This is a genomic window from Butyrivibrio sp. AD3002, from assembly GCF_000420905.1.
GTDB lineage: Bacteria > Bacillota > Clostridia > Lachnospirales > Lachnospiraceae > Butyrivibrio.
Genome location: NZ_ATVV01000010.1, coordinates 114,923 through 126,887, shown reverse-complemented (window position 1 = coordinate 126,887; position 11,965 = coordinate 114,923). Strand labels below are relative to the sequence as shown.

The following is an 11,965-nucleotide window of genomic DNA, read 5'->3' as shown; positions in this document are numbered from 1 at the left end:
ACCCCTGTCTTATTCGACGGTTATCCATCATTAATATATTCTATTTTAGTCCCCAAAAGGGCACAATAATCGTGCTGTACCAGAAGCGCTGTCACAATCTCTGATTTGGGTAACAGCGCCCATCTCAAAACTACCCAAGAAGCCGGGCTATAAGCGAAGGCTGATTGGCTGCAGTTGACGGGTGTTCCGTTCCGTTCCGTTCCGTTCCGTTCCGTTCCGTTCCGTTCCGTTCCGTTCCGTTCCGTAAACAGTATCTGTTCATTCATCCTGCCTGTCAATACCTTTTTTTCACTCAATACAAATACCCCTCATATCACAAATGCAAGTCATACCTTTATTTTACAGGATATAATCTAAAATATGTATTAAGCAATAGAGAAAGTATTCTTAATAGTTGATTTAATTCAGCTCTGGCAAAATCTTATCCACATCATACTCAGGGGCATATTTTTCTGCTGTAGTTACTTTCATCTTACTCTTTTCTATTAACTATCACGACGCCTGCCGCTACGAGTACCAGAGCTACGATTCCCCTAACAGAGAATGCCTCATTTTTCTCGCCAAGAAGTATCGCAGACAGAACAACACCCATTACAGGGTTCATGAATCCAAGGATTGAAACTCTGCTAACGGGATTATGCTTTAGTAGAATTCCCCATAAGGTATAAGCGCCGGCGGAAATAAATCCCATATATATGAGATTAAGTACGCATAATGCGCTTCCGAATATGAGGTGCCCGCCCATGAAAAATCCGATTGTAAACAGAATTACTCCGCCAAGCATGAACTGATATCCGCTAAGAACAACCGGGCTTTCTTCCTTTGAATAAATCTTGATGAAACACGATGATAGCGCATAGAAAAACGCTGCTGTAAGCATCGCACCTTCGCCTTGAAGTGTAACCGCTTCGCTTCCAAAGGCATTTATTCCGCCAAATATCAGCAGTATTCCGCAAAACCCTACCACACACCCAATAAATTTCCTCAGTGTAAATTTCTCAAAATGAAACAGATAGACCGCTACAAGAATCGCAAAGAAATTGCCCGACGCATTTATTATCGATCCGCGCACGCCGGTGATATGAGCGAGTGACATAAAAAAGAAGCAATACTGTCCCACGGTCTGGACCATGGAAAGCACTACAATATACTTTGTCGAACCCTTTCCGGGAACAAGTACTTTCCGGTTGATTATAGACCCGAATGCTATTGTCATAATTCCTGCCAGAAAAAACCTAGCTCCAGCAAGCATAAGCCTTGATGCAGTATCATCAGGGCCTATCCTGAACAGTTCATATGCTATTTTAATTGCCGGCAAAGCGCTCCCCCATAACACACAGCAAAAAAAGGCTGTTAACAAAGTTACGGGGAACCATGCCCATATGGATTTTTTATTATTCATAGCACTCATTATTAATGTCTTCTAAGTAATTGTCTTTTTCGATAACATTCCTGACACATGTTGAACTTGAAGGACCACTTTAACTTCTTACCGCAGTATATGCAGGTTCTGAGGCTTAGATTCTGCTTATCCAGAATTGTGAAAATCTTTTCGGATATCTTTCTTTTTCCGGATAATATTACCGAGAGCGCTTCCTCTTCTCCAAATATTCTCGTGAAAGAATATAAAAAGTCGTAGATAGCACTGCTTATCTCAAGTACCTGAAGGGCCTCCTTATCATCTTCGTCAACATTATCAGCCCTGTACGCCTTAATCGTTTTCCTAAGGTCAGGCATCTTGCCTTCTGAAAGCTCCTTGTAATATTCAAGATATACGGGAAAAGTATCCTTGTTGTCGGGGCTTGCCGGAATTCTTATAAACTTTCTTATCAGTTCACGATCATCGGCGATTTGTTCAAGCGCCTTTGCAATTTTTATTTTTTCGGAGATGTCTCCCTTATCATAAAAATCGTTAGCCGGTATCTGATTCCACAGTTCAAGAATTGTGGATACCTTACCGTCTTTTAATAAAAACTCCTCCGGGATGCTGACCATAGCCCTGTCTATTGGAACAGTCTTTTTGAACAACAACTTCTTTATAATTTCATAGTCATAATATGAGGTCACATATCCTGTGTCATAAATCCCATATCTTCCGGCTCTTCCGGCAATCTGCTTTACCTCTGAGGAGTTGAGCGGTCTCTCATCTTTTCCGTCATATTTCACAGTCTGGAGAAAAACAACGCGCCTTATAGGCAAATTCATGCCCATTCCTATCGCATCCGTAGCAACTACAACACCTGTCTCACCACTCGCGAATTTCTCCGCTTCCCTGTGACGGACATCATAAGGAAGTGCCCCGTAGATAATGCTGCATTTTATATCATTATCCTGAAGCTCTGCCGCTACGCTGTGTACATCTCTTCTTGAAAAAACAATCAGCGCATCACCATTTTGTACATCCTCGGGAAAGCTGAAATCCACAGCATTTTCATCCATAACAAGCGGTGTCATTCTCTCATGGTAGGTTATCTCATAGGTATCACCGCAGGATTCTATCATTTGTATCAGAGTATCCTCAGCATCAGGAGATGCGCAAAGATGAATAAGTTTAGACCTCACTCCGAGAATAGCTGTTGTCCAGGAGCCTCCGCGCTGCTCATCGGCAACCATCTGGGCTTCATCTATTACAGCCATATCCCATTCTTCCTTGATATCAAGCATCTCAATGGTTGATGCCTGATGGTATGATCCCGGCATCAATATGCGCTCTTCACCGGTAATCATTGAACAGGGAACACCGTCTTTATTCATCCTCTCATACTGCTCGTAGGCGAGTAATCTGAGTGGTGCAAGGTAAATTCCGCTCCCGGCCTTCTTTAACTCTTCCATCGCCTGATGAGTTTTTCCTGAATTTGTCGGTCCGATATGGATTATGAACTTTCTCTTCATCTGCCTTGCAAGCGGAAAGAGCGTTGTAAGGTCATCAGGTGTTGAAGTCTGGATATTTTCATAGAGAAGTTTCTGCGCCTGTATGGCCTGCATGAGCTTTTTAGTCAGATATTTATATCTGGGATTTTTCCCAAGATCTGTAAGCACATCCTCTTCCGTCAGATTATCCTGAAGATATGTCACTATGTCCCATATTTTCCTGGTCTTTCTCAGATACTTAATTATGAGCCTTGAAGCTGCTTTTTCTCTTGTCTTAGAGACAAAGGTGACTATGGCTGGATCTTGCGCTTCAAGTAAATGCTCGTAAATTGCATGCGGAATTCCCGGGAAAAATTCAGTAAGAAGCGAAGGATGCATTTTCCCCGAAAGCTGTTTGCAGAACTTTTCAATATTGCCTCTATAGAGCTCCTGCTTTTGTACTTTTCCATATGCCGTCTTTCCGTCAACATGGAATCTCTCCGTTCGAAGGGCGCTTCTGCAAAATAAAAGAACGTCCCGTCCTATTTCAGCTATATGCTTATCCCAATAGGCATCAAACTCCTGCCTTGGGAACGCTGCATCTGCATTTCTGATCTCATTTTTAAATTTTGCTTTTTTCCTGGCAAACCTGTTCTGATACTTCTTAGAAGCCATTCAATACTCCTATTTATATGTCATATTAGTTTATATGCATGATACCATATATGGATTTTCTATTGCTGTTTTTGAAAATAATTTTCACAAAACAGCTTATAAAAAAAATAAAAAAAACATTAAAAAACAGGCTAAAGTTTTTCGGGGTGCCCATCGATATATCTTCTGTAAGCGAAAAAGAACATTCAAATGGCCAAGATGAATGAAAGAAAAACAGAAAATTATTTAATGGAGGTTTCTCACCAATGTATATGTATGAACTCTTTCTTTCAACAAATGTAGAAGGCAAAAGCATCCACTTTATCCAGACAAACCACAAGGCTGATAACCTTGACATCTGGCTTAAGAAGCTGGTTAAAGACAACACAATCACTGAAGATGTAGCTAATGCGGTAACCTTTGTATGGTGAAGCTTAATATAATAAAGAGCCGGCAGGCAGCTTGATTATCAAGTACGCCTACCGGCTTTATTTATTTCTTCAATTCAGAAAATCAGCTTACCTTCCATGTCTTAACATATCCAATGCTCTTGTTTTTGAAGACTTTGATTGTCTTTACCTTGAATTTCTTTGCATCACCCTTGCTCATCTTCACCTTAACCTTAGCTTTCTTATTGATTTTGAAAAATGCCTTTTTCCCAACCTTGGACTTCTTGGTGAGATAAGTTGACTTAACTTTAATGTTCTTTAATCCTGAGCAGTTGTAATAAGCCTTCGCACCGATCTTCTTAACCTTCTTACCGATTGTAAGTGATTTAAGCTTGGCACAATCTGAAAATGCCGAAGCACCGATTTCTTCAACATTATCGGTAAGATCTGCAGTGGTAAGCGCTGCGCAGCCTGCAAAAGCATTAGCTCCGATTTTCTTTACTCCGCTTCCAATCTTGACTGACTCAAGATTTTTGCAGTCCTTACAAGCACCGGCTCCGATTTCTTCTACGCTGTCACTGATAACAATTCCGGTGATATTATCTTTTCCACCAAAGTTAGCAAATGCACCTTCACCAATGCCTGTTACTTTATATTCTTTCTTATCCGCAAGTGTAACCGTAGCCTTAACCGTCTCTTTTCCGCTGGCATTTTCAGCAGGCTTCTCGTAGGTTACTGTACGATTATCTTCATCTGTAGAAACTACTTTGTAAGTAGGAGATTCTTTAGGTGTTTTGTCAGGCTCCTGGACTTCATCGCCTACTTTTACAGTTCCGGTATCAGGTGTCTTAGGATCTGTACCAGGATCTGTTCCAGGATCTGTATTAGATGTTATCGTGTTTCCTGAGACAGCTCCACCTTCAATTGTAATTGCATTTGCTGCCATAGCATCTGCAAGAGTATTATATTGTGTTCCGTTAACAGTGAGTTTACATGCCTCATGAATAGTTAATGTCGCTCCTGCTGCCATAACTATTTTTGCAGGTCCTGTCGTATCAAATGTAAATCCATCTGCTATAGATGTGCCAAGCTGACAATTTCCTTCCACTTTTAATATAGAACACTTAATATTTCCGCCACCAAGATTAGCCCTAATTGTAAAAGTTTTAGTCGCTGTATCAAAACTGAATTTTGAAGCATCAAATGCCTGCTCAGTCCAACCGGAACCATTAGTGTTATCACCGGTATTTCCTACCGTAATTTGTCCATCTGCCCCTATACGAAAATCCGTTGAGTCAGCCAATACCCTCATCGGCATAGCAACCATGCACATGCAGAGGGCCACAGCCAATGCCAAAACACTACTTACTATTCGTTTTATAGCTTTTTTGTTACTTGTTGCTTCTTTCATCTTCCATCAACTCCTTTTCTGTGAAAAACATTCCTTCTGCATAAGACGCTAATCGTAACTTAACTGCCAAAATCACAACACTTTCACATATTTAATTGTAAAAAAATGGGAATATACAAACAATGCATATTCCCTAAAGTATTTATTAACTTTTGGTTATTATATTATCCTTCAACAATAAGGTATCTGCCATCACCGATGTCAAACACTTCTGACGCTTCCATAACATCCCCATCACCGGGATCAAGGCCTGCTTCTTCAAAGTATTCTTCTACTTCCTCAGGTGAATCCACGACTACAGCCATGCAATCTTCAAGAAAGGCCTCTGCTTCTTCCGGAGACTCAGCCACATTTTCAGAAAAAAGCTGTCCCTGATTTTCCAAAAAACAATTTAAAACCGCATCATCATATTCGTGCATACATAGCTCGCTTTCCCACAGTTGATAATAAGTACCCGTGCTTAAAGTGGTTATATAAGGTTTCTTGCTTTTAATTCCTGATAAAGCCTTGAGAGCGGAAGTCCCACCACGTTGTTATAATCACCCTCGATGCCTTCCACGAACTTTCCGAAAAGTCCCTGGATTCCGTAAGCTCCGGCCTTGTCGTAGGGCTCATCCGTATCAAGATAGGCTTCTATTTCATCCTCTGACATTGGGAACACTTTTACTTTTGTGCATTCATAAAAAGTGAATTCCTTTTCATCGGAATTATCTCCGTATACAACGCTTACTCCGGTGTACACCTCATGCGTTGTTCCGGCGATGTCCGAAATCATCTGCCCGGCATCCTTCCTATCCTTTGGCTTACCAAGTATTTTCTCTTTATATGATACAACGGTATCTGAACCAATTACAACGACAGTGTCTTTATTATCTCTTAAAACTTTATGAAAAATCTCTTTAGCTTTTTGTTTCGAAAGAGAAGTAACAACTTCCGAAGGTACTTCGCTCGTTATGATTTCTTCACCCGTCGCGGGTATTATTTCAAAATTTATCCCCAGGGAGCCCAGAAGTTCTTTTCTTCTGGGGGACCCTGATGCAAGTATATATTTCATTTAACCCTCATCCGTCAGCTGCGCTGACACCTTCCACCTTTTGGGGAAGGCATATTATAGTCCGTGGTCGTCCCTGTATTCCGGTTCGAAGACTCTGCTTTCAGTAATGTTCTTAGGCTTTCCAAGTTCGGTTGCCTCATTACCGAAAAGCTTCTGGGAATTAAGGGGATCCGCTCCTCTCTTTGTTACCTTGATATATTCGCCCTTTTCATTCATGACATGAGCTTTAACATTGTCCCGAAGCTCGCAGTCGAGAATATGCCATAGTTTTTCCCGAAGTGCGGGATTTTCAACAGGGAACATAATCTCCACACGGCGCTCTAGGTTTCTTGGCATCCAGTCAGCACTTGATGCGTAGTACTCAGGACTTCCGCCGTTTTCAAAGTAGAATATACGGCTATGTTCCAGGAAGTTACCTACTATAGAGCGAACTCTTATATTATCACTGATACCGGGAATTCCGGTCCTAAGGCAGCATATACCTCTAACGATAAGATCGATTTTTACTCCGGCATTGCTTGCTTCATAGAGTGCTGCGATAACATCCTTATGACATATTGAATTCATCTTAGCAACGATATGTGCAGGCTCACCGTTTCTGGCATGATCTGCTTCTCTCTTGATCAGATCAAGAATTCTGTCTTTAAGCCACAAAGGTGCCAGTGTCAGTTTGTTCCATACTACCGGCTCAGAATAACCGGAAAGCATGTTAAATACAGCGGTAGCATCTTCGCCGTAGGCTTCAGCGCAGGTAAACATACCGACGTCAGTGTACAGCTTTGCAGTTGAGTCATTATAGTTACCGGTTGCCAGGTGAACATAACGCCTGATACCGTCTTCTTCTTTTCTAACAACAAGTGTTATCTTACTATGGGTCTTCAGTCCCTTTAATCCATAAATAACATGGCAGCCTGCTTTCTCAAGCATCTTCGCCCAGACGATATTATTCTCTTCATCAAAACGGGCTTTAAGCTCAACCAGTACAGATACCTGTTTGCCGTTGTCAGCAGCTTTTGCAAGAGCAGCAATAATAGGCGAATTACCGCTTACTCTGTAAAGAGTCTGCTTAATGGCAAGAACCGCAGGATCAGAAGCGGCAGTCTCCACAAATCTTACTACCGGATCAAAGCTCTCGTAGGGATGGTGCATCAGAATATCACCCTCTCTTATGCACTCAAAGATATCCCTGTCAGCCGGAAGCTGAATAACCGGAGCCGGTGGATTATAGCCATGTTCTTTGAGATAGTCGAAGCCCTCTATGCCATACATCTTCATGAGGAAGGTCAGATCAAGCGGTCCGTCTACAGTATAGACCTCTCGCTGCTCAACCTTAAGCTCGTCAACAAGCAGCTTAAGAAGTCTCTTATCAAAGCCCTTCTCAATCTCAAGTCTTATCGCCTGTCCCCACTGGCGTCTTTTCAGCTGTTTCTCAATTTCTTTCAGAAGGTCCTCTGCCTCATCCTCGTCAATTGAAAGATCTGCATTTCTTCCAACTCTGAAGGGATGGCAGCACACGATATCATAGTTAAGGAAAAGCTTATGAATATTTCTCTCTATAATCTGCTCAAGGAGAATTATTTTTCTTACTCCGCTGATCTCGGGAATTTCCATTATTCTGGGCAGAACCGAAGGCACCTGAACCATGGCGAATTCCATCTCATCATCATTGTCCTTACCTTTGACAAGCGCACCGATATTCAATGTCTTATTTCTGATAAGCGGGAAAGGTCTCGACGAATCCACCGCCATCGGAGTAAGAACAGGATATACGAAATCATCAAAATACCTGTCTATATAGTCTGCTTCCTCAGGGGCAAGCTTTTTATAATCCTTTACAATTTCAACGCCGTTTGCACTAAGCTCCGGCAATAACAGCCGGTTGTATATTTTGTACTGTTCAACAACAAAATCATGAACAGCATCGGTGACCTCATCCAGTTGCTGCTTTGGTGACATTCCCGCTATATCCGGCTTCTTATAACCGGCATTTATCATATCCTTAAGGGAAGCCACACGAACCATGAAAAACTCATCCAGATTGCTGGATGTAATACTAAGGAATTTCAGCTTTTCAAAGAGAGGTGTAGCTTTATCCTTTGCCTCGGAAAGACATCTGCTGTTGAACGCAAGCCAGCTAAGCTCTCTGTTAATGTAGTACTCATCATTATAGAAATTAGGAATACCGCTTTCATTTGTAGTTGTATTTTTCTTTTTTGCTGCCATATTGTCCCTCATAAGCCCCTATGGGCAATCATCTGTAAAAAGTAACTGCTGTCTTATTCATCAAAAGCGTTTTTGTCGTATTACAGGCTTTATTCCGTATACCTGCTCAAAGAAGCTTCCCCTTGCTCCGAACAAACCTTTTTCAAGGGAAATATCAGCCATGGTATCAACCGTTATTTCAAGTTCCTTGTCCTTTACTGCAACTCTGACATTCTTAAACTTCTGTTTATGAGTTCTGTCAAGGCCGTTGGCTATTCTCAAGATAGCGGTGAGCTTAGCGATGGTAAGATATGCGTCGTGGTCTATTCCGTGGAATCTGTATCCTCCACCCTTATAATATTCAAAATCGTCATGATTAAACCTTACTACATTGGCAACTATCGATCTCTCCAGATGGGATATTCCGATAATCTCCGTAGACATTATTATGTTGTAGGAGCAGTCACCGAGATTAACCATGCTTATATATTTTCCGCAGTCATGAAGGATTGTACAGATTTGCAATAACAGTCGTTCTCTTTTTCCCAATCCGTGGACCTTTTTCATGCTGTCAAAAATACTAAGTGCTATTGATTGAAGCGTCTCACTTCTCTGCTTACTTCCCATGTATCTTCGTGAAATGTTCTGTGCGCATGCAACAATATCCTGCTCGAAATCATGGGAGCTCTTGATATATTTTTTCCTCTCGGCATACTCGAAGGCGATACCGTCGCAGAGTGTCCCTCCGGGCGCCCAGATAGTCTCTGCCTTAAGCATCGCAACAATGTTACTCACAAGAAGTCCCGATACATACATGAGCATCAGATTATCCTGTGGAAGGCCCAGCTTTTTGGAAATATCAGTAAGAGATTTGTTGGCCAAAGTTCCCATATAATACACAAATTCCTTGGCCGATGCGTATCCTTTTTCTTCCATACCAAGGTTTATTCTTTGCAGAACAGGTGATACGTAATCGTCAATTAAAATAACATTCTCTATCTTTCTGTCTTTAAGATGCATCTTTGCAAAGACATTCAGCTGGGATTCAACGAGCTCCTGCACAAGCATCGGAAACTTGCTGTGACCGGGCTGAATATGCTGCATAGTGGAATATAGACGAAGAACACCAAGCCGCAGCTGCTGAGTAGTCACAAGGGTATCATTCTCGAAAAGAGATATCTGGATACTACCTCCGCCGACATCAACAATAGCAGTTGGTTTTTCAAGGAATTTAAAAAATCGTTCGTTATTAAGAGCAACCGATTTATAATCAAGGAATCTCTGCTCGGAATTACTCAGAATATCTATTTCAAGCCCTGTTCGCTGTCTCAAAAGTTCCAGAACAGTATCAGTGTCCTTGGTCTCACGCATCGCGCTCGTTCCATAGGCCTGATAACGCGTAACTCCGTAGCCTTCCATGATCTTGTTATAATCAGTAAGAATTCTGATAAGCTCATCCATGTGAGTAGCAGAAATCTGACCTGTCGCATAGGTTTCCGTTCCCAGGTCGATTTTGTGGCTCACATGATCGATTTCCTTAACTCCCTTTTTCTGCGACATTTCAAATATTTTCATGTCCAAAGCGTAGGAGCCCATGTCTACTGCCGCAAATACATCTGTCGCCATAAATTACCCCCTGTTTTCAATTGCCCGATAAGATTCATTTACCCAATAGATAATCGATGAATTGCTGAGCGGTTCTGCCGGAGAGCCCACCGTGATTCATCTCCCACTTGCGAGCTTCAGCAATAAGCTCAGCCTCAGGCATATCGATTCCGTTCCGATCAGCCAGTACCCTGACAATCTCATCGTATTCTTTCATCTCGGGTGCCCCGAAATAAATAGTCACGCCAAAGCGATTAGCCAGTGACAGCTTTTCCTGAACCGTATCATTCCTGTGAAGGTCATCATCAAGTACAGCAGGCTTATCCTTGAAACTCTCCCTTATCAGGTGCCTTCTGTTGGAGGTTGCATAGATGAGCACGTTCTCGGGCTTCTTCTCCAGTCCTCCCTCGATGACAGCTTTCAGATACTTATAGTCAGTCTCGAATTCTTCAAAACTGAGATCATCCATATAAATAATAAATTTGTAATTACGTCCCTTTATCTGTGCAATAACATCATTCAAATCCTTGAACTGATGCTTATAGATTTCGATTATTCTAAGGCCCCTGTCGTAGTACTCATTGGCAATGGCTTTGATACTTGATGACTTTCCGGTGCCGGCATCTCCGTAAAGAAGACAGTTATTTGCCTTCTTCCCCGAAACAAAAGCCTCCGTGTTATCAATCAGCTTTTGTTTGGCAATCTCGTAGCCTACAAGATCCTTCAATTCCACATGTCTGATATTTCTGATTGGCTCTATGACAGCGCCGGAATCTTCATGTCTCACCCTGAATGCTTTATGAAGTCCGAATTTACCGACTCCGTAGTGTTTGTAGAATAATGTCAGTTCCTTAAGCATCTCCTCTGCATTAGAGCATCCGGCAAGATCAACTGCAAGTTCACATATTCTGTCCCTTACTCTGGTATTGAACACTTTACTCTCAGCATTCCCCACCTCATAGGTGAATAAAGAGTTAAACTCAGGCACATGAAGTCTTTCCGTCATATCCGAAAAATCGATATCAAACCATTTTTTAAAACAGGAAAGATCATGAAGAGCAAGTTCCTTTATCGTTCCTCCCATGTCTCCTCGCATCTCGTCTGCCATGCTGTATGCATTTTCATCAGAAACAAGAAGAAGTGCCAAAAAGGTATGCCAAAGATTCCCGTAAAAGCCGCGTCTTGCAGATTCTTCAATCAGAATACTCATCATGGAATGAATAAGCTCTTCCTGCTCTTCCTTAGAAAAATGAGCATCCGCAAGTTTTTTATCCGAAAGAATTACAAGATTGTCGCGAAGATAAGTCTGCTGATCTGTCGCATTTCTAAATAGTATCAATGAATTATTATTTGAATTAAGCTCCCTGTATGCGGGATCGGTCTTTGCATTTTCATCTGTCATGCCGTTAGCTGAGAGCCTCTCATACTGCCTCTTACGGCTTATCTCCATGATCTTTTCAAAGAGCTCTCCTGTAGGCTCCCTGTTCTCGTCGCTCGTAGCAAGTGACTTTACTTTCTCAAGTTTCAGGTTTTCCCTGTCCTTATCAAAAATGCTTTTTTTAGCCTGTATCTTGTAATCAGCTATCTTCTCGCTGACAGTCATTCTCTTTTCAAACAGAGCAATAAGTTCTGAATCAATTTTGTCTATATCACTTCGAAGTTCATTTAAATCCATACCTAAAATCTCCTAATTTTGTTATTAGAATTGTACCATAATTTAAGGGAAAGTTAATGGTATTCATGCTAAAAATCGTGTTATACTTTATAAAATATAGTTTATAAAATTTGCATCGTGTTTTA

Annotated in this window: 9 protein-coding genes; 1 reads left to right on the top strand and 8 read right to left on the bottom strand. The window is 41.6% G+C overall.

Features of this window, described 5'->3' with window-relative positions; translation table 11 throughout:
- Nucleotides 1-472: 472 nt before the first annotated feature.
- Both G596_RS0109010 and G596_RS21545 read right to left on the bottom strand, forming a co-directional pair.
- Nucleotides 473-1,402, bottom strand: a complete 930-nt coding sequence (locus G596_RS0109010; RefSeq protein ID WP_026671267.1) for a DMT family transporter — start codon at nucleotides 1,400-1,402, stop codon at nucleotides 473-475.
- Between the two features lie 11 nt (nucleotides 1,403-1,413).
- Complete coding sequence (locus G596_RS21545; RefSeq protein WP_022761515.1) at nucleotides 1,414-3,525, bottom strand: helicase-related protein; 2,112 nt, start codon at nucleotides 3,523-3,525, stop codon at nucleotides 1,414-1,416.
- Nucleotides 3,526-3,770: 245 nt separating this feature from the next.
- Here G596_RS21545 and G596_RS24755 point away from each other — a divergent pair, with 245 nt between their 5' ends.
- Nucleotides 3,771-3,935 carry a hypothetical protein gene (locus G596_RS24755; RefSeq protein ID WP_022761513.1) on the top strand — a complete coding sequence of 55 codons (165 nt, stop codon included), beginning with the start codon at nucleotides 3,771-3,773 and terminating at the stop codon, nucleotides 3,933-3,935.
- Between the two features lie 82 nt (nucleotides 3,936-4,017).
- On the opposite strand, the gene G596_RS23695 is transcribed toward G596_RS24755, so the two are convergent.
- From G596_RS23695 to G596_RS0108965, 6 genes are all read right to left on the bottom strand, one after another.
- Complete coding sequence (locus G596_RS23695) at nucleotides 4,018-5,304, bottom strand: leucine-rich repeat domain-containing protein (protein WP_022761512.1); 1,287 nt, start codon at nucleotides 5,302-5,304, stop codon at nucleotides 4,018-4,020.
- Nucleotides 5,305-5,468: 164 nt separating this feature from the next.
- Nucleotides 5,469-5,723, bottom strand: coding sequence for a hypothetical protein (locus G596_RS0108985; protein WP_022761511.1), 255 nt, complete (start codon nucleotides 5,721-5,723; stop codon nucleotides 5,469-5,471).
- Nucleotides 5,724-5,773: 50 nt separating this feature from the next.
- Nucleotides 5,774-6,358, bottom strand: coding sequence for a Maf family protein (locus tag G596_RS0108980; RefSeq protein WP_022761510.1), 585 nt, complete (start codon nucleotides 6,356-6,358; stop codon nucleotides 5,774-5,776).
- A gap of 54 nt (nucleotides 6,359-6,412) precedes the next feature.
- Nucleotides 6,413-8,581, bottom strand: coding sequence for an RNA degradosome polyphosphate kinase (locus tag G596_RS21535; RefSeq protein WP_022761509.1), 2,169 nt, complete (start codon nucleotides 8,579-8,581; stop codon nucleotides 6,413-6,415).
- Between the two features lie 60 nt (nucleotides 8,582-8,641).
- Nucleotides 8,642-10,186 carry a Ppx/GppA phosphatase family protein gene (locus tag G596_RS0108970; protein ID WP_022761508.1) on the bottom strand — a complete coding sequence of 515 codons (1,545 nt, stop codon included), beginning with the start codon at nucleotides 10,184-10,186 and terminating at the stop codon, nucleotides 8,642-8,644.
- 34 nt (nucleotides 10,187-10,220) lie between these two features.
- On the bottom strand, nucleotides 10,221-11,840 hold the full coding sequence (locus G596_RS0108965; protein WP_022761507.1) for a DUF815 domain-containing protein: 1,620 nt from the start codon (nucleotides 11,838-11,840) through the stop codon (nucleotides 10,221-10,223).
- Between the last annotated feature and the right edge of the window lie 125 nt (nucleotides 11,841-11,965).